The sequence below is a fragment of the Streptomyces mirabilis genome (assembly GCF_039503195.1).
In the GTDB taxonomy this organism is placed as follows: Bacteria; Actinomycetota; Actinomycetes; order Streptomycetales; family Streptomycetaceae; genus Streptomyces; species Streptomyces mirabilis_D.
In genome coordinates this window covers 4678839-4699762 of the sequence record NZ_JBCJKP010000001.1, presented here as the reverse complement: position 1 = coordinate 4699762, position 20924 = coordinate 4678839, and the positions used below count along the sequence as shown (strand labels likewise).

20 protein-coding genes and 1 tRNA gene are annotated in these 20924 nt (G+C 68.7%); 12 read left to right on the top strand and 9 right to left on the bottom strand.

Features of this window, described 5'->3' with window-relative positions; all coding sequences use genetic code 11:
* The first annotated feature begins 158 nt into the window (after positions 1-158).
* The 3 genes from AAFF41_RS21660 to AAFF41_RS21650 all read left to right on the top strand — a co-directional run bounded on the left by AAFF41_RS21660 (position 159) and on the right by AAFF41_RS21650 (position 2898).
* The gene (locus tag AAFF41_RS21660; RefSeq protein ID WP_343324459.1) at positions 159-1388 is read left to right on the top strand and encodes a DUF3631 domain-containing protein; all 1230 of its coding nucleotides are present in this window, start codon (positions 159-161) and stop codon (positions 1386-1388) included.
* Positions 1389-1555: 167 nt separating this feature from the next.
* On the top strand, positions 1556-1753 hold the full coding sequence (locus AAFF41_RS21655) for a helix-turn-helix domain-containing protein (RefSeq protein ID WP_067376440.1): 198 nt from the start codon (positions 1556-1558) through the stop codon (positions 1751-1753).
* Positions 1753-2898 (top strand): tyrosine-type recombinase/integrase, encoded by a 1146-nt coding sequence (locus AAFF41_RS21650; protein ID WP_343324458.1) that lies wholly within the window; start codon positions 1753-1755, stop codon positions 2896-2898. The genes AAFF41_RS21655 and AAFF41_RS21650 overlap by 1 nt, the downstream gene beginning before the upstream one ends.
* A gap of 267 nt (positions 2899-3165) precedes the next feature.
* Here AAFF41_RS21650 and AAFF41_RS21645 read toward each other — a convergent pair whose 3' ends face one another.
* The 4 genes from AAFF41_RS21645 to AAFF41_RS21630 all read right to left on the bottom strand — a co-directional run bounded on the left by AAFF41_RS21645 (position 3166) and on the right by AAFF41_RS21630 (position 5511).
* Positions 3166-3450 (bottom strand): CPCC family cysteine-rich protein, encoded by a 285-nt coding sequence (locus AAFF41_RS21645; protein ID WP_343326326.1) that lies wholly within the window; start codon positions 3448-3450, stop codon positions 3166-3168.
* 361 nt (positions 3451-3811) lie between these two features.
* Complete coding sequence (locus AAFF41_RS21640; protein WP_316733527.1) at positions 3812-4048, bottom strand: hypothetical protein; 237 nt, start codon at positions 4046-4048, stop codon at positions 3812-3814.
* Positions 4049-4508: 460 nt separating this feature from the next.
* Positions 4509-4949 carry a hypothetical protein gene (locus AAFF41_RS21635; RefSeq protein WP_343324457.1) on the bottom strand — a complete coding sequence of 147 codons (441 nt, stop codon included), beginning with the start codon at positions 4947-4949 and terminating at the stop codon, positions 4509-4511.
* A gap of 187 nt (positions 4950-5136) precedes the next feature.
* Positions 5137-5511, bottom strand: a complete 375-nt coding sequence (locus AAFF41_RS21630; protein WP_343324456.1) for a hypothetical protein — start codon at positions 5509-5511, stop codon at positions 5137-5139.
* Positions 5512-6064: 553 nt separating this feature from the next.
* On the opposite strand from AAFF41_RS21630, the gene AAFF41_RS21625 reads away from it, so the two are divergent.
* Positions 6065-7282, top strand: coding sequence for a helix-turn-helix domain-containing protein (locus AAFF41_RS21625; RefSeq protein ID WP_343324455.1), 1218 nt, complete (start codon positions 6065-6067; stop codon positions 7280-7282).
* Positions 7283-7405: 123 nt separating this feature from the next.
* Here the strand turns inward: AAFF41_RS21625 and AAFF41_RS21620 are convergent, their stop codons facing one another.
* Entirely contained in the window at positions 7406-7765 is a 360-nt protein-coding gene (locus tag AAFF41_RS21620) for a GntR family transcriptional regulator (protein WP_343324454.1), read from the bottom strand.
* A gap of 423 nt (positions 7766-8188) precedes the next feature.
* On the opposite strand from AAFF41_RS21620, the gene AAFF41_RS21615 reads away from it, so the two are divergent.
* From AAFF41_RS21615 to AAFF41_RS21595, 5 genes are read left to right on the top strand one after another with little or no spacing between them, the layout of a single operon-like run.
* Positions 8189-8464, top strand: coding sequence for a hypothetical protein (locus tag AAFF41_RS21615; protein ID WP_343324453.1), 276 nt, complete (start codon positions 8189-8191; stop codon positions 8462-8464).
* Positions 8461-8685, top strand: coding sequence for a hypothetical protein (locus AAFF41_RS21610; RefSeq protein ID WP_343324452.1), 225 nt, complete (start codon positions 8461-8463; stop codon positions 8683-8685). The genes AAFF41_RS21615 and AAFF41_RS21610 overlap by 4 nt, the downstream gene beginning before the upstream one ends.
* A 47-nt stretch (positions 8686-8732) precedes the next feature.
* On the top strand, positions 8733-10106 hold the full coding sequence (repSA, locus tag AAFF41_RS21605) for a replication initiator protein RepSA (RefSeq protein WP_343326325.1): 1374 nt from the start codon (positions 8733-8735) through the stop codon (positions 10104-10106).
* Positions 10106-10318 carry a helix-turn-helix domain-containing protein gene (locus AAFF41_RS21600; RefSeq protein ID WP_343324451.1) on the top strand — a complete coding sequence of 71 codons (213 nt, stop codon included), beginning with the start codon at positions 10106-10108 and terminating at the stop codon, positions 10316-10318. Before repSA ends, AAFF41_RS21600 begins: the two co-directional genes overlap by 1 nt.
* A complete protein-coding gene (locus tag AAFF41_RS21595; RefSeq protein WP_343324450.1) occupies positions 10318-11457 on the top strand; it encodes a tyrosine-type recombinase/integrase in 1140 nt (379 codons plus the stop codon). Before AAFF41_RS21600 ends, AAFF41_RS21595 begins: the two co-directional genes overlap by 1 nt.
* Before the next feature lie 400 nt (positions 11458-11857).
* Here the strand turns inward: AAFF41_RS21595 and AAFF41_RS21590 are convergent.
* Together AAFF41_RS21590 and AAFF41_RS21585 are read right to left on the bottom strand one after the other, a co-directional pair.
* Positions 11858-11930, bottom strand: a tRNA-Arg gene (locus AAFF41_RS21590).
* Positions 11931-11999: 69 nt separating this feature from the next.
* Positions 12000-12749, bottom strand: coding sequence for a TetR/AcrR family transcriptional regulator (locus tag AAFF41_RS21585; protein WP_060900503.1), 750 nt, complete (start codon positions 12747-12749; stop codon positions 12000-12002).
* Between the two features lie 174 nt (positions 12750-12923).
* Between AAFF41_RS21585 and AAFF41_RS21580 the strand changes: the two genes are divergently transcribed.
* Positions 12924-14531, top strand: a complete 1608-nt coding sequence (locus tag AAFF41_RS21580) for an MFS transporter (RefSeq protein ID WP_319749052.1) — start codon at positions 12924-12926, stop codon at positions 14529-14531.
* 115 nt (positions 14532-14646) lie between these two features.
* Here the strand turns inward: AAFF41_RS21580 and AAFF41_RS21575 are convergent, their stop codons facing one another.
* Positions 14647-16563: an IclR family transcriptional regulator domain-containing protein gene (locus tag AAFF41_RS21575; protein WP_319749051.1), complete on the bottom strand. Its 1917-nt coding sequence runs from the start codon at positions 16561-16563 to the stop codon at positions 14647-14649.
* 197 nt (positions 16564-16760) lie between these two features.
* Entirely contained in the window at positions 16761-18044 is a 1284-nt protein-coding gene (locus AAFF41_RS21570) for a M6 family metalloprotease domain-containing protein (protein ID WP_319749050.1), read from the bottom strand.
* A 361-nt stretch (positions 18045-18405) separates the two neighbouring features.
* Between AAFF41_RS21570 and AAFF41_RS21565 the strand changes: the two genes are divergently transcribed.
* Positions 18406-19050 carry a TetR/AcrR family transcriptional regulator gene (locus tag AAFF41_RS21565; protein ID WP_319749049.1) on the top strand — a complete coding sequence of 215 codons (645 nt, stop codon included), beginning with the start codon at positions 18406-18408 and terminating at the stop codon, positions 19048-19050.
* Between the two features lie 195 nt (positions 19051-19245).
* The gene (locus AAFF41_RS21560; protein ID WP_343324449.1) at positions 19246-20796 is read left to right on the top strand and encodes an MFS transporter; all 1551 of its coding nucleotides are present in this window, start codon (positions 19246-19248) and stop codon (positions 20794-20796) included.
* The last annotated feature ends 128 nt before the right edge of the window (positions 20797-20924 follow it).

The window sequence follows — 20924 nt, the reverse complement described above, 5'->3', positions numbered from 1 at the left end:
ATCCCCGCCATGGACGGCCCGCAGGACGCCGAACAGGCCTGCGGGGCAACGGGTGTGGGCGCCCGAGAGAAGTTCGCCCGTCAGGGCGTCCTTTCAGCTCTTCCCACCGCCCTCCGTATCGCGGGCACGGCCCGCTGCTCCGACAGGAGGTATGCCGCATGACCGCCACCATCGACGGGGCCGCGCTGCTCAATGAGGTGGAAGCCTTCCACCGCCGCTTCAACGTCTTCCCCCGAGAAGCCGCCTACGTCGCCGTGACCCTGTGGGACGCGCACGCCCATCTGATCGAGTGCTTCGAGACGACGCCGAGGATCGCGTTTTTGTCCCCGGAGCCCGGGTCGGGAAAGTCGCGGGCGCTGGAGATCGTGGAACTGCTCACCCCCCGACCGGTCGCCACCGTGTCCGCATCCGCCAATGCCCTCTACCGGCTGGTCGACTCGGCCGAAGGACTGCCCACCGTGCTGTTCGACGAGGTGGACACAATCTTCGGTCCCAGGGCCGGCGCCGATGAGGCCCTGCGCGGCTTCCTGAACGCCGGATACCGGCGCATCGGCGGCGCCCTGCGCTGCGTCGGCGAAGGCTCCAACCAGAACGCGCAGGTCTTCGATTCCTACTGCGCGGTCGCCATGGCCGGGCTCGGGTCCCTGCCCAACACCGTTCTCACGCGCGCGGTCATCGTCCGCATGCGCAAGCGCGCCCCCAACGAGAAAGTCGAGCCCTACCGGCAGCGCACCCACGAGAAGCAAGGCCACGCCCTACGGGACCAGCTCGCCAAGTGGGCGGACACCGTCCGCGACCGGGTGGCGAACGCGTGGCCCGAGATGCCCGAGGGCGTGACCGACCGGCCCGCCGATGTATGGGAGCCCCTGCTCGCCGTCGCGGACGCAGCCGGGGGCGACTGGCCGGCACGGGCGCGGGTCGCCTGTGTGGAACTGATCAGCGCAGCCCACGACAACGACGAATCCTCCATCGGCATCAGGCTGTTGACGGACCTGCGGGACAAGGTGTTCTGCGGCGCGGACCGCATGCCGACCGCCGTGATCATCGAGTGCCTGCTCCGCATGGACGACGGGCCGTGGGGCGATGTCGACGACAAGCCGATCAACTCCCGCACGCTGGGACGGCTGTTGGGGCAGTACGTCACTCACGCGAACAAGCCGATCAAGTCGCGCGGCATCCGCACCCCGTCCGGGTTCCCCAAGGGCTACTACGCGGAGGACCTCGCGGACGCGTGGGTGCGGTACTGCCCTCCGTCCCCTGGAGAATCCGCCACGTCCGCCACGTCCGCCACACCGCAGGTCAGCGGGGGTGAATCCGTGGCGGATAGCGCCACAGCCATCCGCCACACGTCCGCGGAAACCGCCACACAGCCCGTCCTCGCCGGCTGACCAAACCGGCTCTCCCGGTGCCGCCGCATCCCCTCGGTGTGGCGGCACCTATCCGCCACAAAAACGCTATCCGCCACACGATCAAGGCTCTGACCTGCGATGTGGCGGCGTGGCGGACGTGGCGGATTCCCCAGAAGGAAGCCAACAGCCCCGTTTGGGAGGCCGCAGTGAGTTCCGCCTTGCCCACTACTCACCAAGCGCTCACGGTTCCCGAAGTGATGGAGGCATTGAGCCTTAGCCGTTTCAAGGTCTACGACCTCATCCGCTCTCGACAGCTCAAGAGCATCAAGATCGGCCGATGCCGCCGCGTGCCTGCCGATGCTCTTCGAGCCTTCATCAATGACCAGTTGGAGGAAGCCGCCTGATGGCACGCAAGAGGAATCCAAACGGCGCCGGCAGCATCTGGCAGCGCAAGGATGGCCGGTACGAAGCCCGTGTGTACGTTCCGCAGCCTGACGGCACCCGCAAGCGCAAGACGGTCTACGGCGCCACGTGGGAGGAGTGCGACACCAAACGCCAGGAACTGGTCCGACGCGACCGCCAAGGCATCCCCACGCCCACCCGCTCCGCCAAGCTCTCCGAGTGGCTGCCGTACTGGCTGGAGCACTACGTTGAGCCGCGCCGCAAGCTCAGCACGTACGACAAGTACGAGGCGCATGTGCGGCTTTACCTGGTCCCGATCCTGGGCCCCAAGCGGCTGGAATCCCTGAGCGTTGCCGACGTGCGCCGCTTCATCACTCGGGTGCAAGGCGCCCACACGGCCGCGACCGGGAAGGAAGCACACCGGGTGCTGCGCACGGCGCTCTCGGCAGCCGTCCGAGAGGAACTGATCACACGCAATGTCGCCGCGCTGGTGGAGCCGCCGCGCGTCAAGCAGCGGGAGATTCGCCCGTGGACGCTGGAGGAGACCCTGTCGTTCCTGGAGGCGGCGCGAAGCGATCCGCTCTACGCCGCATTCGTGCTCGCTGTCGCCATGGGACTGCGCCGCGGTGAACTGGTGGGCCTGCGCTGGTCGGACCTGGACTTGGACAACCGGGTGCTGCACGTACGTCAGCAGACCCAGCGCCGCAGGGGCACGCTCTACGACGACGACCCCAAGAGCCGTCGCAGTCGGGTGGTCCCCATGCCCGCCCTGTGCCTCGCCCCGCTGCGGTGGCATCGGCTCCGGCAACGGGAGGCGTTCGCGCGCACCGGTGTCGCCTGGTCTGAGGACGGCCACGTCTTCGCGACGAGGAACGGCCGGCCGGTGGAGCCGCGGAACGTCTACCGGTCCTTCACTCGGGTCGCCGCAGACGCCGGGCTACGGGTGGTGCGGCTGCACGATGCACGGCACGGCTGCGCCACGCTGCTGACTGCGGCCGGGGTCGCCCCGCGGGTCATCATGGAGATCCTCGGCCACAGCCAGATCAGCATCACCATGGACGTCTACACGCACGTCGTGCACGACACGCAGCGGGAGGCGATCAGCCACATGGACCGCCTGCTCAAGCGCCGTCCGCCTGCTGCCTGAGAGGCGACTGCCGTCAAATGCTGCCGTCAAAGGCCCCGGACCATGATCGGTCCGGGGCCTTTGCCCTGGTGCCCCCGGCAGGATTCGAACCTGCGACACCCGCTTTAGGAGCGAGGTGGGGCGAGTTGAGGTCTGACCTGCAGGATTCCGACTTCGGCATCTGCTGGCTGCGCTACCCGTCGGCAGCCGAGGTTCCCCGTGAGTCCCCGCCTCATCTGGCGCGACTGTGGCACGCGGACACGTTCGACCTGACCTCCAACTGCGCACTTACTCGGTCTGTCTCGGCCGCTTCCTCTTGGCGGCAGACCGCCAAGACCCCTCGCCGCCCCGAGTAACGCTGTCAGGACCGGCTGACTCGGCAATGTACGCCGCGTAGCGTTCCCGCGCTTCCGTCAGGCTCTCCGCCCCATTGGGACCGCCGAGGACTTTGTCAGCGTCGGAATCGTCCTGCCCATCGTCCTCCCACCCGCACTCTGGACAGATCTCGAAACTGGCCGATGTCTCGAGAGTCATGAGCCGGCAGCACGGGCACTCGTATGGTCCTCCGTCCATGAGTCGGGGCCGACAGGGCAAAGAACCTGATTCGTCAGAAGCCATGTCGCAGAGGGTATGGACTTGGCCTATCGGGAGCACAGTGATTTCAGTCAGCTGTGGCAGTGACCCTAGTGACGAGCAGCAGACAGCCACAGCCCCCGGCCACCGCTCTCGTACCCCCTCGATGCGAACTCTGGGCGGGGCGGTCGCTGAGGTCTCTCGGGCACGTCAATCGGTCGTCTGGGGTCGGTGGTGGTCGGTCGGGAACGCGGTGGTTGCTGTACTTCGCTGCTGTACAGCTCAACCTCACCGCGCCGGGTCCTCCCACGGACCGCTCGTGGCTGCTGCTGTCCGCCGTCGTTGATGTCAGGTGTGGATGTCAGAACGGGAGCGCGTCTGGCTCCTCAGAGATCCGCCGGGCGAACTCGTCGACGACCTGCGGGACGACTCTTTCGGCATTTTCATCCCGCAGTGCCTGCACGAGGGCTTCCCTGACGGTTGTGTACAACTGTCCGGCGTGAGAGGAACGGGTCCGGCTGACTGCCCGCTCGATCTTCGCCAGATGGGCCGCCACGATCGGCATCGCCTTGTCGTACTCGCTCGGGTCCGTGGCCATGGGAGCATCCGATCAGGGCGACCAGAGTAGGTCAAGGCTGGCGGGGCTTCGCCCATCGGTTGATGGTGACACCCCGCGTGGTCCCAGCCTTTGAGGTCTGGCCTCATCTTTATCAGGTCGATCACCGGGGACCGTCGACGTCGGCCCACCGGTCCTACGCCTCGGCCGATCGTCCACGGAGGTCCGGCGTCGACCGCTGCTGTTCGCGCTTGTTGGTGTCAACCGCTGGTGTCAGCCGCCGCACGCAGTCTTGACAAGCGGCTTTTCTCTCCGGCCTGAAGCACTAGTTTGGAAGACGGCGTATGTGGATGGCGGCTGACCTGGGAAGTCCCTGACCTGCGCTGGAGCGCGACTGGCCCCACGGTTCCCCGTGAGACCCCGGGAGATCCCGCCGGATCGGGCACGCAACGAGCACGGCTAGCACTCGCCTCCAACGGTGGATGGCTGGGGGTGCGCGGTCTCAAGCGCGCCAGCGGTCCCAAAGTAGCCATTTCGTGTGTTGGGGCAGGTGATGACGCCAGAGCCAGAGAGGCAAGCGCCGGTGCGGGACAAACGTCCAGAGATCGTCGTCGGCTTCGTTGCCCCTGGGGCGGGTTCGCAAGAGGGCCAGGCACTCGGTATCGACCGAGTGGTGAAGACGTGCAACGTGCGCTAGCGCGACCGTGCCCTGTCGGCGCAGTTCTTCCGAGTCCGAGCGGAGAGCGTGGGCGATCCGGGGAAGGATGGCCACGGGATCGGAGTAATTGAGGGCAAGGCCGATCACGGCCACTCCGACGTGCGGCTCGCCGCGTTCAAATGCCGCGTCGATTTCCTCCGGCTGGTCCATCCCGAGCAGACCTGTACCGTCTGCCCAGTTGTAGGCCCAGTCAGGAGAACCTGTGCCTGCACGCTTGTCTGTCACGCGCAGACCTTTCGACTGGCCGTGTACCGCCGCGAGATCAGTTCTTCTGGAAGTGGCGCAGCCAGTCTCTCATGTGGGCGTCTTTCCTGGCTGACCTCTGTGACCTGCGGGGAAGTGGTCAGCCCCTGTCGTCGTCTGTCAACGCTGGTCCGCCTCGGACGGCCCAGGAACGGCCCGAGCTGCTTCGTCAGCGATCGACCACCCAGGACGTGTCGGCGGGCCAGGAGCCCTCACTGACGATGTGGCGGACGATCTTGAGGGCCTCCTCAAGCGGCACCGTGTCCTCATTTGGGTACTCGTCGTGCTGACCGTTGGCGAGGATAAAGCCGTCGCTTGATCCATCGGCTTCTCGGTCCACGGCGTGCTCGCCAGCATCACCTTCTCCGTCCAGCAACGACACGGTCGCACGGTCCGTGTTGGTGACGAAGGCCAACAAACGGCCAGATGAGCTGGTCAGCCATGTTTCGAGCCGCCCTCCCTCGATCCTCTCCAGAAGTGCCTCCCGCACCACCTGGGACGTCACTGGATCAGAGCTGCCGTCGATCGTCCATGACTCGGTCATGAGCGGGACCATCTCACAGCCTGCACCCCCCACTCTCCCCAGCTCCCATCCCGTCCGCCTTCGGCCCACACGTAGTGGAGCGGGCGTGGTTCAGGGCGTCCAGGTGGAGCGCGCCACTGTACGAACGACCTGGACGCCCTGGGCCGCGTCTGCTCGGCTTGACCTGGGTCGAAGGTGGTCGGGATGGGAGCTCCACGACGCTCGCCACGCTCCGGCCGGCACTCGCGAACGGTGCCCCATCCATCCCGGAGTCTGAGCGCCCCCGCCGGAGGCATCGTCTTGAAGCCGCGGGCTTGGTTCTCGTCTCATGCTCTCCGGGCCTATCTCTCGTGGGCGCGCGTCGGCGCAGCCCGCGCGGAGCGGGCCGAAGGCAGGAGCGTCGCGCGGAGCGGAGCCGGGAGCGCGCCCGGCGGAGCGGAGCGCAGCCGGGGCTTGATGAGGTAGAGAAATCTGTAACTCCGGCCTGCCGGTGGGCCGTTCGGGCGCTCACTGTCACTTTTACTGACAGCGTCACGGTTCGGCGTGGGTACCGTCGTAGTGTCGAAGGGAACCCATGATGGCTGAACTGACCACAGGGCAGCGCGTAGCACGAGCGCGGCGCCGACTCGGCTGGGATCAAGCGCAGTTGGCGGCATCCGTCGATCGCTCGGTGAGCTGGGTCTCGAAGATCGAAACCGGCCGCCTTCCGCTCGATCGCATGAGCGTCCTCGGTCAGATCGCCGAGGTTCTCGGCGTGGAGGTCGTAGAGCTGACCGGCCAGCCGTACCGGCACGAGACATCGGAACTCGACTCCGGTCACGCTGCGATTCCCGGCCTTCGCCTCGCGCTCCAACAGGCGACCATGCCCGGCGGCGCTGCTCTGATTGCGGTGGCCGATGTTCCGGCCCTTCCCGAACTCACCTTGCGAGTCGAGGCGGCAGAGAGGTTGAGGCAGGATGCGAAGTTCGCCGCCCTGGGCGACGTCCTCCCTCGGATTCTTCGTGATCTGATCGTTCTGTGTGATACGGCCGAGGGCGAAGATGTACCGCGGGCTGAGTCGCTCATGCTGCGGGCGAGCCACATGGCGCGCGTGTCGTCCAATCTCCTCGGTCACCATGACCTCGGATGGAGTGCTGTTCAGCGTGAGCTGGTGGCGGCCGAGCGGGCAGAGTCTCCGATCCTCCGCGCTGCGGCTCGCTGGGATCTCTGCGGCCTTTGGCTTCACGAGGGAGAGCTGGGCGCGGCGCGTGACATGGCACGCAAGGCTCTCGATGACCTCGAACCTCACATGGGTGCGGCTGACCAGACGTTGCGCGCCCTGTGGGGTGCGATGCATCTGCGGGCCGCCGTGGCATGGTCCCGACTCTGGGATCGGCCGGAGGCGGAGTCCCATCTGGCTGAGGCTCGACAGGCGGCGGCCGGCGTACCGGAGGACGGCAACGCATTCCAGACTCAGTTCAACGCAGTCAACGCAGAGATCCACTCGGTGGAAGTGAGTTTGGAACTGGGCCACCCTCGCGACGTGCTCTCACGCGCCGAGTTGGTCAACATCGGGAACATGGCGTCGGGCGAGCGGCAGTCGCACTTCTGGGTCTGCACGGCTGTCGGCCAGATGATGAACGGCAAGTCGGCCCCGGCGGCTGACGCGATCCTGCGGGCTGACGCGATTGCCCCTCAGCACGTACGCAACAGGCCGATTGCCCGGAACCTTGTGGACGATCTGAGGTCGACGGACAAGCACGCGCACACGGCGGAGATCAGGCGTCTCGCCGCGAGTATGAAACTGGGCTGATCACTGACTGGGGGACAGACGCTGTGAGGGTCGCGGACAGGGCGCGATTATTAGTAGAGCTGCACGAGATCCGGAAGAAGCTCGCCGAAGCTGCTCAGCGGGTCGAGCGGCTGTCTTCCTCGGTCAAGGACGTTCGCGAACCTGGGTCTCAAGGCGGTCGAGCCGCGAGTTGATCAGTTCCAGAGCGGCCCTGATCTCGCCGAGTTCATCGGCCATGGTGCTGGCCTCCTCCGCCGAGTCTGCGAAGCCCGGATCGCTGGCGACGAAGGTCCCGCGCCCTTGCTGGCTCACGATGAGCTGTTCGCGTCGCAGGATGTCGAGCGCGTGGCGAATGGTCATCGGCGCTACGCCATAGCGTTCAGCCATCTTGGCGTTTCCGTCGAGCCGCTGGCCAGCCTTGAGAGCTCCGGAGGCAATCCTCCGTCGGAGGTCGTCTGCCACCTGCTCGTAGGCGCTACGCGGATCATCCTGGCTCACCGTCACCTCCCCAGGTTACCTAAGTGACCTAAAGAAATCTGCCCCAGGTCTTGCATTGAACCGTCCCGCAACTAATCTAGGTAACACAAGAGAAGTTAGACAGGTTGATCGCCTGTCAAAGCCAGGGGCGGCGCTCCTACCGCCAAGCAGATTCGCCGCCCCTCGTCCCCTAAGGGAGCTTCCATCATGCCTGCAACGTTGGTCGCACCGCATGCATCTGCATCCGCTGCGGTGATCGCGACCCTTTCCGGAATGGAACGCGCGGTCGCCCTCTACTCGTCGGACATGCCGAACGGGTACCGGCTCCGGAGCTCTTCGGATTCGGCTCTGATCGCTTGGATCCTCCAGGGCACTGTGCGACTCGGACGTGAGGAGACTCGTCGGCGCGCGTCGTATCTGGCCGGACACCGCAAACTCTGGTTGCGGGACATGACCACCCAGGAGATCGACCGTCGGCACGCCGAGCGGTTCCCGTCAGCCCGCCGCCTCGACCGGTCGGAGGAGCTGGCGTCCGCCTCGGTCATGTGGCTGGTCGGGGTTGCCCCGGAAGCTCGGCACCTCCCGGCGGTCATCGACGGCTGCTGCCCGGAGTGCGACAACTCCGGGAAGGTCTGGGGGGCCTGGGTCATCGATGCTGGCTCGGACTGGTCCGAGGAGGGCTATCGAGCCTGTTGGGTCTGCCAGACCGGTGGCGGTGCCGCGTGAGCATCTTCCCGTCCTGCTCCGACCTGCTCGACGCCATCCCGCCCACTTGCCCCGGCTGTCGAGCGCACGCCCCGGCCTGGCGCTGGGTCCGCATCGATGGTCTGCGCATCCTCACGCACGGCGGTGACGTGATCTGCCCGAAGGACCGCACCTTCGGCTCCACCCCCGGCCCCGTCTCGGCTCCGCTGGCCGTGGTCGAGCCGCTGGAGGTGGCCGCGTGACGGTGTTCCCCGTCCCCCCGGAGGCCGTGGCCGGTGCTGCGGCCTCCATGGGCACCGACCCGTTAACCCTGGCCGATCTCCTGCGGGTCGCTGGCTCCCCGGACTTCGACCGCTGGCAGGAACAGATCCGACGCACAGGCGGCTGCTCCCATCCGATCCGGCTGATGGGCCAGACGACCACCCGCGACCGCGCGACCGGTGACGTCCTCTACTCCTACAGCACCGAGAACGAGCCCGGCGGGATGCTTCGGGTGGCGTGCGGTAACCGGCGGGCCTCGCGCTGCCCGGCCTGTGCCTGGACGTACGCGGGGGACACGTACCACCTGATCCGTGCCGGGATCACAGGTGACGTGAACAAGGGCGTCTCGACCGTGGTCCGGGATCACCCCCGGGTCTTCGCCACCCTGACGGCGCCCTCGTTCGGGCCCGTGCACAACCGGCCGGACGCCGGGTGTTGCCGCTGTGGGAGCTCCCACGCGGAGAGCGATCCGGCGTTGGGGACGGCGCTCGATCCGGGCCGGTACGACTACGCCGGGGCGGTGCTGTTCAACAACTTCGCCGGGGACCTGTGGCGCCGCTTCACCGTCTACCTGCGCCGGGAGATCGCCGCACGCGCGGGCCTGTCTCAGACGGCCATGAAGGAGGTGTGCCGGGTCTCCTTCGGCAAGGTCGCCGAGTTCCAGAAACGCGGCTCCGTGCACTTCCACGCGGTGGTGCGCCTGGACGGTCCGGAGGGTCCCGACGCGACTCCGCCGGCCTGGGCGACGGTCGCTCTGCTGGACGATGCGATCAGGGCGGCTGCCGGGCGGGTCTCCGTGCCTGTGGCGGCCTCCGGGGACTTCCCGGCCCGGACGCTGCGGTGGGGGTCCCAGGTTGACGTGCAGCCGATCGGCGCCCTGGGCCAGGAGGAGCTGACGGAACAGGCGGTCGCCTCGTACGTGGCCAAGTACGCCACGAAGGCGGCCGAGACCACCGGGACCGTGGACCATCGGATCGGGGAGCTCTCCGAGCTCGACAAGCTGCCGCTGCCCGCGCACACCCGGCGTCTGATCGAAGCCTGCTGGGACCTGGACGACGCCTACCCGGAACGGATGCTGGCGCGCTGGGCTCACATGCTCGGTTTCCGCGGGCACTTCTCCACGAAGTCCCGCCGCTACTCGACCACCCTCGGCGCGCTACGCCAGGTGCGGGCCGACTACCGGGCCCGGCAGGAACGCCGCGAGCGCGGGCTCTCCGAGGACCTCGACGACGCGGAGGGCTCCACGTTGGTGCTCGCGCACTGGGTCTACGCCGGACAGGGCCACACGCCGGGAGAGTCCTGGCTGGCCGAATCGATCGCGAAGGAGATCCGACTGAACCGAGAGACCGCACGTGAAGCACTCGCCGACATGCCCGATCACGAGACAGAGGGGGAGTGGTGATGGCCGACCGGTTACTGACCGTGCAGCAGGTAGCCGAACTCCTCGGCACCGGGGTGCGGTTCCCCCGGCGTCTGATCGAGGAACGTCGGATCACGTTCGTCCGCGTTGGGCGGCACGTCCGCATCCCTGAGAGTGCGGTGTCGACCTACATCGCTGAGCACACCGTTCAGCCCGTGACCGTTCGGCCTGGAGCGCTTCGGAGGGTGGCCTGATGGCGAACAACCAAGGCAGGCGTCGCCGATTCGGTTCCGTCCGTCAACTCAAGTCGGGTCGTTGGCAGGCGCGTTTCCGTGATCCCGTCACGGGGCAGCTCCGTACGGCGGAGGAGACATACCCCACCAAGACTGACGCGGAAGTCGCGCTGACTCACATTGAGGCGGACATCACCCGTGGCCAATGGTCTGATCCCGACGCGGGCAAGGTCCAGTTCGGTCAGTACGCCACGGGGTGGCTCAATGATCGGAAGCTCGCTGCGCGTTCGCGGGAGCGGCACGAGTCAGTGATCCGGCTGCACCTGCTGCCGACCTTCGGTGAGCGTCCGCTGGCCACGATCACCACGGTGCAGGTGCGGGCCTGGCGTACGGCGTGCCTCGCGCGGACCGGTGAGCCGACCGTGGTCAAGGCGTACCAGATCATGAGGGCGATCCTGAACACGGCCGTCGATGACGAGCTGATCCGCCGCAATCCCTGCCGGATCAAGGGCGCCGATCGCTACGACGTGCCGGAGCGGCCCGTCCTCACCGTGGCGGAGGTGTACGCCGTGGCCGACTCGATCGTCCCGCGGTATCGGCTGCTCGTCCTCCTGGCCGCGTTCACCGGACTGCGATTCGGAGAGCTGGCCTCGCTCCGCCGGCGCGACGTCGACACCGAGAACGCTGCGCTCATGGTCCGCCGGTCGCAAGCTGAGATGCAGACCGGAGCTCTCTTCGACAAGGCGCCGAAGTCCGACGCCGGGGTCCGGCCCGTGGCTTTCCCGACCGAGCTTCTGCCGGATGTGAAGGCGCATCTTGACGGCTTCTCCGGGGCGGGGCGTGATGGGCACGTCTTTCTCGGTCCCCAAGGTGGCTGGCTCCGCCGGAGCAACTTCCGGGATGACTGGATCAATGCGCGGACGAAGGCAGGCGTCACGGCAGACGTGCACTTCCACGATCTTCGGCACACGGGCAACACGCTCGCTGCCTCCGGTGCGAGTCTGCGGGAGCTGATGACGAGGATGGGCCACAGCACCCCGCGCGCGGCGCTGATCTATCAGCACGTGGTGAGCGGTCGCGACCGTGAGATCGCTGATCGGCTCGGCTCGATGATCCGGGAGGCGGAAGGGAGACGCGCTTCTAGGGAAGGGGAGGAGTAGGGGCCGCTGCTCTTCTGAGGGATCGGCGCAGGGCTTGTCTGCTGTGTATGCGCAGCAAGTCGCTCGCTTCGAAGGCTTCCCGAAGGGCGGTCTCCGTCGATTCGAGTGTCTGCTGAAGGCGGGCTGCCTCGGCCCGCGTCTCGTCGGTCCAGTCACAGACCGGGCCATTCGCTCGGACGTAGTCAGCCATGGATAAGCGAGCCGCGTACGCAGCGGATTGCAGGGCCACAAGCGAGTCGGGAACCTGTATGTCGTCCACCTTCACATGCTAGGCACGGCCGGGGGAGTGCCATAGGGCAGTGGCAGGCTCCGGACGTAGTGGCACGCGAGTGGCACGGCATCGGAAACGGCAAAGGGCCAGCCTGGGAGGAAATCCCTCCTGAGCTGGCCCTTCATGCTGTGCCCCCGGCAGGATTCGAACCTGCGACACCCGCTTTAGGAGAGCGGTGCTCTATCCCCTGAGCTACGAAGGCGGGGGGATCTCGGTGGAGACCCGGCGACTAGCGTAGCGGATTCGGTGGGGTGGGGGTTCTGGCGTTCGGTCAGTGGGTGATTCGGGTTTCCAGGCCGTCCAGGACGCGGTCGAGGCCGTACTGGAAGTTCTCGTCGCGGGCGGTGCGGGGATCCTTGCCGCGTTGTTCGGCGTAGCCCTCGCGGAGGTGGGGGTAGGACTCGGCGGCCTGTTCGGCGGTGGGCCAGAGGCTTTCCACGTACTGCTGTTCGGTGTGGCCGCTGCGGGCGAGGACGTTGAGGTAGGCGGCCTCGCTGGTGGCCATGCCGGTGACGTAGGCGACGAGGGTCGAGGCGGCCTGGTCGGCCTCGGTGGTGGGCAGGCCCGCGCGGGTGAAGAGGGCGAGCAGGAACTCGGCCAGGCGCATCGCGTTCGGGCCGAGGTACGACATGCCCATCTCGCCGAGGACCGAGGCGATCCACGGGTGGCGCAGCATCGTCGCGCGCAGGCTCTGGGCGCAGTGGGTCGCGTCCGTGCGCCAGGTCGCGGGGTCGGTGGACCGGGGGATCTCGATTTCGCCGTAGATCTCGTCGATGGCCAGCTCGATGAGCTCGTCCTTGTTGGCCACGTGCCGGTAGAGCGAGGTGGCTCCGGCGCCGAGGCGGGTGCCGAGCTTGCGCATGCTCAGGGCGTCGATGCCGTCGGAGTCGAGCAGGCGTAGCGCCTCGGCGACGATCTGGTCCCGGCTCAGCGCCGGCTGTTCGCGACCGGCCCGGGGGCGGGTCCACACCGACTGGACGGGCGTCGGCGACCCCGCTTCGGCCTGCTCCTGGGGGGACATGCGGCTTCCTCTCTCCCGGTCCCGCCACCGTAGCGCACAGCATGCGCAGAGTGCGTACGGGTGGCCATGGAACGGTACGCCGTTCCCTCTTGCGTACGGTGTGCGCATCGCCGTACGGTGTTCCACGGAGCGCACGGTGTGTGCGGCTCAGTTCACCGTTCGAGAGGTTGTGAGATGGACCGTCATCCGCGTCGCTGGCTCATCCTGATCGTGTTGTGCCTCAGCACCCTGGTGCTGGTCGTCGACAACATGGTTCTCACCGTGGCGATCCCGACGATCGCCGAGGACCTGAAGGCCAGTGCCCAGGACCTCCAGTGGATCCTCGACTCGTACATGCTGGTCTTCGCCGGGCTGCTGCTGACCGCGGGCAGCCTCTCCGACAAGTTCGGGCGGCGGAAGGTGATGGTCATCGGGCTCGCGCTCTTCGGGGCGGCCTCGGTGGTGGCCATGGAGGCCGCCACGCCCGGGGCGCTGATCCTGGGGCGGGTGCTGATGGGCGTCGGGGGCGCGCTGATCATGCCCAGCACGCTGTCGATCCTGGTCACCGTCTTCGACGACGCCGAGCGGCCCAAGGCCATCGCCGCCTGGAGCGCCGTCGCCATGGTCGGGCTCGTCGGTGGTCCCGTCGTCGGCGGTGCGCTGCTGGCCCACTTCTGGTGGGGGGTCGTCTTCCTGCTCAACATCCCCATCGCCGGTCTCGCGATCGTCGCCGCGCTGGTCCTCATGCCCGAGTCCAAGGGGCCCTGGCGCAAGGCCGACCCGATCGGCATGGTGCTGTCGATGGTCGGCATGACCGCGCTCATCTGGACGATCATCGAGCTTCCCAAGGGCGGGCTGGGTCAGCAGGGCACGCAGCTCTCGCTCGGCGTCGCCGTGCTCGGGCTGGTCGGGTTCGGGGTGTGGGAGAGCCGCTGCTCCTCGCCGATGATCCCGGTCTCGCTCTACCGCAACCGTGTCTTCACCGGCGCGAGCTTCTCCCTCGTGCTGCTGACCCTGGCCCAGGGCGGCCTGATGCTGGTGCTGACCCAGTACCTGCAGTTCGTCCTCGGCTACTCCGCCACCCAGACCGGTCTCGCCTTCACCCCGCTGGCCCTCGCGACCCTCGCCTTCAACAGCGTCGGCGCCGCCCTGCTGCCGAAGACCGGCAACCGCGCCATGGTGGTCCTCGGACTCCTCGTCATCGCCTCCGGGTTCGGGCTGCTGTCCACGCTGAACCCGGAGAGCGGGTGGGGCGTCCTCGCCGGTGCCATGTGTCTCATGGGCGCCGGTGGCGGGTTGACGATGCCCGCGGCGATGGCGGCCATGATGGGCGCGATCCCGGACGAGCACGCCGGTGTGGGCTCCGCGCTCAACGACACCGTCCAGCAGGCCGGCGCCGCGCTCGGTGTCGCCGTCCTCGGCGCGGTCCTCTCCAGCACCTTCACCGGCCACATGCCCGCCGCCGCCCCGGCCGCCGCCCGTCACTCGATCGGCGACGCCCTCGCCGTGGCCGCCCGCACCGGCGACGGGTCCCTCCTCGCCTCCGCCCACCACGCCTTCACCAGCGCGATGTCGGCGAGCTTCCTGGCGGGCGGGGCGGGAGTCCTGGTCGCGGCCGTCCTCGCCGTCTTCCTGATGCGCGACGGCAGGCCCGCCGAAGCCTCGGACCAGAGTGCGCCCGAGGTCGCGCCGGAGAAGGGTGAGACGGAGAAGAGTGGGGCGAAGGGTCAGGCGGACGAGGGTGCGTGGGGCGAGGGGGTGGCGGAGGTCGTGTCGGCCGGGGGCGCGGAGGTCAGCCACTGACGCCCGGGGGGACCCCCCACACCTGCTCCCGCCCGTGTCCGGACCACGTTCCCGTGGCCCGGACACGGGCGTTCACGTGCTCAAACGGTCGTCACAAGGGGTACGCGCCGGCGCGTCACGTCCGAGGTACCCGGCGGAACCGTCCCGCCACCCACAGGTCCTCCTCGATCCGCCCCACCGCGGCCCGCAACTCCGGCAGCACCTCGGCGACGCACTCCTCGGGCGTACGGCGGCTGCTGTGCATCGCGACATTGACGGCGGCCACGACCCGCCCACCCCGCTCGCGCACCGGCACCGCGACCGAGCGCAGCCCCACCTCCAACTCCCCGTCGACCAGGGCGTATCCCTCTTCCCGTACGCGGTCCAGGACGGCCTTCAGCCGAGCGGGGTCCGTGATCGTGCGGGGGGTCAACGGGAGCAGTTCGGTGAGCGGGGGCTCGGGCAGGTCCGCCAGCATCACCCGGCCCAGCGCGGTGGGGTACGCGGGCAGGCGGGTGCCGACGGTGATGTGGACGCTCATGACGCGGCTGGTGGAGACGCGGCCCGTGTACTGGATCTCGTCGCCGGTCAGGACCGCCAGCGAGGCCGAGTCGTGCAGCCGCTGCGAGAGTTCGGTGAGGTGCGGGGCGGCGATCTCGGCGAGCGAGGTCCGCGAAAGGGGAGGGAAGCCGAGGCCCAGCACGCGGGGGGTGAGGCGGAAGACGCGGTCGTGCGCGGTGACGTATCCGAGGTGTTCCAGGGTGATCAGTGCGCGGCGGGCGGTCGCCCGGGCGAGTCCGGTGGCCTGGGCGACCTCGGTGAGGTTCAGTGCGGCGCGGCCCTCGCCGAAGGCGGTGATGACGGTGAGGCCCCGGGCCAGCGACTCGATGAACTCCCGGCCCAGTTCCTGCTTGGAGGCGCCGGTCCAGACGGCGAGACCGGAGGGGGCGGCGGTGGTGCGGGGCGTGGGCGTGGCGGATTCGGCGTGCTGTGCCTCGCGCAGTTCCCGTTCCATCGCGGCGACGGCCTCCCGTAGCCGGGGCAGCAGGGTGTCGCGCAGATCGGCCGCGGTGTGCCGGCTGGTGTGGCTGACCACGCTCACCACACAGGCGATGCGGCCCGCCTCCCGTACGGGCATGGAGAGCGCGACCAGACCTGGTTCGATCAACTGGTCGTCCAGCGCCCAGTCGGCCTCCCGCGCCTCGGCCGTACGCTGCTCGAAGTCCTCGCCGAGGGTGGGAAGTCGACGTGCGCTTCGCCCGGCGCCCGGCTCCTCCGGCCTGTCCGCCGCGAGGCCTTCCCCGACGGTGAGGTCCTTGGCGACGGTGGGATCCTTGCCGACGGTGAGGTCTTTGGGGACGGTGAGGTCTTTGCCGTTTCTGCGGTTCGTGCGGTTCGTGGGGTTCGCGCCGATCCTGTCCTTCTCGTCGTTTCGGTCGTCCTCGCCGTACTCGATCGGCCGGCTCCGCGCCGGGACCGCCGGAAACCCCCGGTCCTCCGGGTCGGCCGCGCGCCGCTCGTGCCACCGTGCCCACTCCCGATCGCCCCACTCGGTGGCGAACAGTGGGCCGGGCGCGGTGCGTTCGGCGGGCAGCAGGTCGCCGATGCGGAAGCTCAGCGACATGGCGCGGCGCCGGGTCGCCTGGTGGATGAAGCGGATGCCGTCCTGGTCGCCGACCGCGAGCGAGACGGACTCGTCGAGCTCGTCGGCGAGGGCGTCGGCGTGCGCGTCGAGGAGGCGGGGCAGGCGCAGGGCGGCCAGGTAGGCGTTGCCGAGTTCCATCAGACGGGGGGCCAGGACGGCGTCGCGGCCGTCGAGCCGTACGTACCCCCGGCGCGCCAGGGTCGCGGTGATCCGGTCGACGGTGGAGCGCGCGAGCCCGGTGGACCGCTCCAGACCGCTGAGGCTGGACACTCCGTCGGCGTCGGTCAGCCGCCGCAGTACGGCGATACCGCGGATGAGGGGGGTGACGGCCTCGGCGGGCACCGCGGCCTCGGCGCCTGCGGCGCTGCTGGTGCCGGTCCCGGGGGCCGGTGCGACATTCGATGGCATGGGCTCTCCGTTGCGGATCTCTGAAGAGACGCAGTCGCGGATCTCCGAAGAGACTCAGGACAGACACCGTAGTCCTTGCACGGCCAGGTCAGCAGGTCGGAGGCCGGGAGGGGCGGGTGAGAGAACGGTCGGGGGCCGGGGGAGCGGTCGGGCAGGGACCGAGGGGGCGGCCGGTGAGGGAAGGGGGGAGCGGACGGTCAGCGGCGGGTGACGGACACCCGGTAGTCACCGTGGGGATCCGACGCCGTCACCGCGATCGTGATGCCGGTCTTGGGGTCCTTGAAGGACTCGCCGGGGGTGAAGGGGGCGTCGGAGAGTTCCGCGTGGACGTTGGGGCTGCGGGTGCAGCCGCCGCTGTGGCGCTTGGAGTCGTAGACGGTGATGGGGCCGTTCCCGGTGTCCACGCCCGCGTCGACCTTGTAGATGAGGATGCCGGGGCGGCAGACGGCGGAGTCGTTGCCGTCGTGGGTGCGCAGTTCGAGGGCGTACCCCGTCTTGGTGCTGGTGGGTACGAAGACCAGCTTCTCGCCGCCGGGCCGGGACAGCGGGGTGAGGGTGTACTCCGTCGTCCCGGACGACGCGGCGCATCTGACCTGCGACTCGTCGAGCCAGCCCAGCTTCCACTTGTGCCAGCCGAGGAGGTCGTTGTCGGCTCCCCAGTCCTCGCTCATGATGTCCCAGTGGCCGACCGCGCCTCCGCCCTCCGGGGTGTAGAGGTCGGGCAGGCCGAAGGTGTGGCCGTTCTCGTGGGGGAGTACCCGGTAGCCGGTCTCGGCGTAGGAGCCGGAGCCGTCGTCCTGGCGGCTGTAGACGAAGGACGCGTTGGAGACGGGGACGCCGTCGGCTATGGGTGCCTCGGTGTTGCCGGCGAAGGTGACGGACAGGACGGTGTCCAGGGCGGAGGGTCCGGCGTTCGGCGTCACCAGCACGTTCAGGAGGTCGTACGAGCGGAAGTCCACCTCGGGGTCGGCCGTGGCCACTATGTCCTGGACCAGATCGCGGTAGCCGGGGTCGAAGGGGGCGCCGCGTTCTATGCCGTACGCCTTGAAGGGCTTGGGCATGCGCAGCCAGTGGTGGATGGGGGTCTCGGGGCGGTAGTCGAGACGGCCGTAGGAACTGGTGCGAAACCAGTTCTGGGTCTGCGGGAAGAACTCGGCGAGCCGGTCGAGTGCGCTGCCCGGGCCGGGCGCGTCGGAGAAGTCGACCATCAGGGTGAGGGCTCGGACGATGCCGGTGGAGCGGGCGTATCCGGGTTGGGTCGGTATGCCCTCGCCCATCTGTACGCCCATCGGGCCGGTGATCATGCAGGGACCGAGCGCCGTGGCGCGGGCCAGCGCGATGGAGCCCGCCGTCGTGGAGCCCGGCGGGAGGTGACCGGTGCCGGCGGAGGTGCTGACCGTCAGCGTCAGAAGGGTCACCGTGGCGAGGGCGGCCACGCGGCGCGAGCGTATCCGGCGGGTGGTGGGCTGCATCGGCTGCATGCAAGGGCCCTTCGCTCACGGCAGCCGCCCGGTCACCGGCTGCACCCTGTGCGATCACCCTGTGACGGGGGATGCGGGGGCGCGCGCTGGAAGAGCCCGAACGTGGGTTTCTTGCCGGGGGAAGGGTGAGGGGAACCGCGTCGGAGGTTTGGCCATGGGGCGGGGTGGGGCGGATGTGCGGGCGTGGGGTGGGGCCGCCCCCCGCCTCCAATGCTCAGTGACGCAGGTCACATCAGATCTCTGGGAATGCGGGAAATAACCGGGGACCGTTTCCCCGTTTAGCCATGTGTCCGAGCGAAACGGGGACGGATTCCCCGGATCGCGCCACAGTCTTCCTACACCTACGTCTGAGGAGTACGCCGTGGAGACCGCCACCCCCGTGAAGCGTCGCGTGCCCCGGCCCCGCGCCGATGCCCTGCGCAACCGGGAGCGGATCGTCGCCGCCGCGCGTGAGATGTTCGTCGAGTTCGGCCCCGACGTGCCGTTCGACGAGATCGCCCGCCGCGCCGGTGTCGGCAACGCCACGGTGTACCGCAACTTCCCGGACCGCGACGCGCTCGCGCGGGAGGTCGTCTGCTCGGTCATGGACCGCACGTCGGAGTGGATCGAGTCGGCTCTCATGGAGGGCGGCGACGCCTTCCAGGCGCTGAGCGACTTCGTGCACTTCGCGGCGGACGAGCGGATCGGCGCCCTGTGCCCCATGCTCTCCGAGGCCTTCGACCAGCACCACCCGGATCTGTTCGCCGCACGCGAGCGGACCATGGAGATGGTCGACGCGCTGATGAGGCGCGCCCGCGAGGCCGGACAGTTGCGGCCCGACGTCGAGTCGGGCGACCTCATGATCGCCGTCAGTCAGCTCACCCGGCCGCTGCCCGGCACCGCGTGCCAGGGCATCGACCGCTTCGTGCACCGTCATCTGCAGCTGTTCCTGGACGGTCTGCGGGCACCGGCCCGCTCCGTACTGCCCGGAGTGGCGGCCACCGTGGAGGATCTGCGAACAGCCTGACCAGCAGCCCGATCAGCCCGATCAGCCCGAACAGCCCGACCGATGAGATCAGCCCGACCGATGAGATCGGCGCACCGCGCCAGTCCTTAGTCCGACAAGCTTCCGGAGGCTTGCGGCCGTCGACGACGACGAGCCGCCGGCTCCCGTGACCTTCCCTCACCTTTTTCACTGCGAAGTACCGGAGTGGGTATCCCCATGTCTGAAACAGGCACCTCAGCCTCGGCGAAGTCGGCGGCCGAACTCGCCGACGCACACAGCAACCGCTGGAAAGCGCTCGCGTTCATCGCGCTCGCCCAGCTGATGGTCGTCCTCGACGCGACCATCGTGAACATCGCGCTGCCCTCCGCCCAGCAGGACCTGGGTATATCGGACGGCAACCGTCAGTGGGTCATCACGGCCTACGCCCTCGCCTTCGGCGGTCTGCTGCTCTTCGGCGGCCGTATCGCCGACCTGTGGGGCCGCAAGCGCACCTTCGTCACCGGTCTGATCGGCTTCGCGGGCGCCTCCGCCATCGGCGGCGCCGCGCAGAGCGAGGCGATGCTGCTCGGCGCCCGCGCCCTGCAGGGCGCCTTCGGTGCCCTCCTGGCCCCCGCCGCGCTCTCGCTGCTCGCGGTGATGTTCACCGACGCCAAGGAGCGCGCCAAGGCGTTCGGCATCTACGGTGCGATCGCCGGTGGCGGCGGCGCCGTCGGCCTGATCCTCGGCGGCTTCCTCACCGAGTACCTGAACTGGCGCTGGACGTTCTTCGTGAACATCCCGTTCGCGATCATCGCCGCCCTGGGCGCGTACTTCGTCATCCGTGAGCCGGCCGGCGGCCGCAACCGCTCGCCGCTCGACATCCCCGGTGTCATCCTCTCCACCCTGGGCCTGGTCTCCCTGGTCTACGGCTTCACCCGTGCCGAGTCCAACGGCTGGAGCAACTCCACCACCATCGGTCTGTTCGTCGCCTCGGCCGTGCTGCTCGCGGCCTTCGTGTTCACCGAGTCCAAGGTGAAGGCCCCGCTGCTGCCCCTGCGCGTCATCACCGAGCGCAACCGCGGCGGTGTCTACCTCTCGCTCGGCCTCGCGATCATCGCGATGTTCGGTCTGTTCCTGTTCCTGACCTACTACCTGCAGATCGTGAAGGGCTACTCGCCGGTCAAGACCGGCTTCGCCTTCCTGCCGATGATCGCGGGCATGATCACGGGCTCCACCCAGATCGGCGCCCGCCTGATGACCCGCGTCCCGCCGCGCCTGCTGATGGCACCGGGCTTCGCCCTGGCCGCCCTGGGCATGCTGCTGCTGACCCAGATGGAGATCAACTCCTCCTACGCGGGTCTGCTGCTCCCGGCCCAGCTGTTGCTCGGCCTCGGTATGGGCACGGCGTTCATGCCCGCCATGTCCCTGGCCACGTACGGTGTCCAGCCGAAGGACGCCGGTGTCGCCTCCGCGATGGTCAACACCTCGCAGCAGGTGGGCGGCGCGATCGGTACGGCCCTGCTGAACACGATCGCCGCCTCGGCGACCACCTCGTACATCAAGGACCACATCGCCGGTGCCACCTCCAAGCCGCAGCAGCAGCTCGTCCAGCTGCAGGGCATGGTGAACGGTTACACCAACGCCATCTGGTTCGCCGTCGGCATCCTGGTGGTCGCGGCCACGATCGCCGCGACCCTCGTCAACACCGGCCGCCCGGACATGTCCGCGGCCTCCGGCGCGGGCGACGGTGTCGAGGACGAGGTCAAGGTGCCGGTGATCGCCCACTGATCACCCGTACCGCCCGTACCGCCGCTGGTACCTCCGGTGCTTCAGGTGCTTGGAGTACGGGCGCGGGGTGGGGACGCCTCGCCCGTACGATTCCCAGGGTCCGCCCCGGTTCCGAGTTCATCGGGACC

Coding starts and splice junctions, on each gene's coding strand:
- AAFF41_RS21580 (WP_319749052.1), top strand. CDS start 12,924: ATGGACCGTCATCCGCGTCGCTGGCTCATCCTGATCGTGTTGTGCCTC.
- AAFF41_RS21600 (WP_343324451.1), top strand. CDS start 10,106: ATGGCCGACCGGTTACTGACCGTGCAGCAGGTAGCCGAACTCCTCGGC.
- AAFF41_RS21630 (WP_343324456.1), bottom strand. CDS start 5,511: ATGACCGAGTCATGGACGATCGACGGCAGCTCTGATCCAGTGACGTCC.
- repSA (WP_343326325.1), top strand. CDS start 8,733: ATGGGCACCGACCCGTTAACCCTGGCCGATCTCCTGCGGGTCGCTGGC.
- AAFF41_RS21640 (WP_316733527.1), bottom strand. CDS start 4,048: ATGGCCACGGACCCGAGCGAGTACGACAAGGCGATGCCGATCGTGGCG.
- AAFF41_RS21615 (WP_343324453.1), top strand. CDS start 8,189: ATGACCACCCAGGAGATCGACCGTCGGCACGCCGAGCGGTTCCCGTCA.
- AAFF41_RS21660 (WP_343324459.1), top strand. CDS start 159: ATGACCGCCACCATCGACGGGGCCGCGCTGCTCAATGAGGTGGAAGCC.
- AAFF41_RS21645 (WP_343326326.1), bottom strand. CDS start 3,450: ATGGACGGAGGACCATACGAGTGCCCGTGCTGCCGGCTCATGACTCTC.
- AAFF41_RS21560 (WP_343324449.1), top strand. CDS start 19,246: ATGTCTGAAACAGGCACCTCAGCCTCGGCGAAGTCGGCGGCCGAACTC.
- AAFF41_RS21585 (WP_060900503.1), bottom strand. CDS start 12,749: ATGTCCCCCCAGGAGCAGGCCGAAGCGGGGTCGCCGACGCCCGTCCAG.
- AAFF41_RS21595 (WP_343324450.1), top strand. CDS start 10,318: ATGGCGAACAACCAAGGCAGGCGTCGCCGATTCGGTTCCGTCCGTCAA.
- AAFF41_RS21575 (WP_319749051.1), bottom strand. CDS start 16,563: ATGCCATCGAATGTCGCACCGGCCCCCGGGACCGGCACCAGCAGCGCC.
- AAFF41_RS21570 (WP_319749050.1), bottom strand. CDS start 18,044: ATGCAGCCGATGCAGCCCACCACCCGCCGGATACGCTCGCGCCGCGTG.
- AAFF41_RS21625 (WP_343324455.1), top strand. CDS start 6,065: ATGATGGCTGAACTGACCACAGGGCAGCGCGTAGCACGAGCGCGGCGC.
- AAFF41_RS21650 (WP_343324458.1), top strand. CDS start 1,753: ATGGCACGCAAGAGGAATCCAAACGGCGCCGGCAGCATCTGGCAGCGC.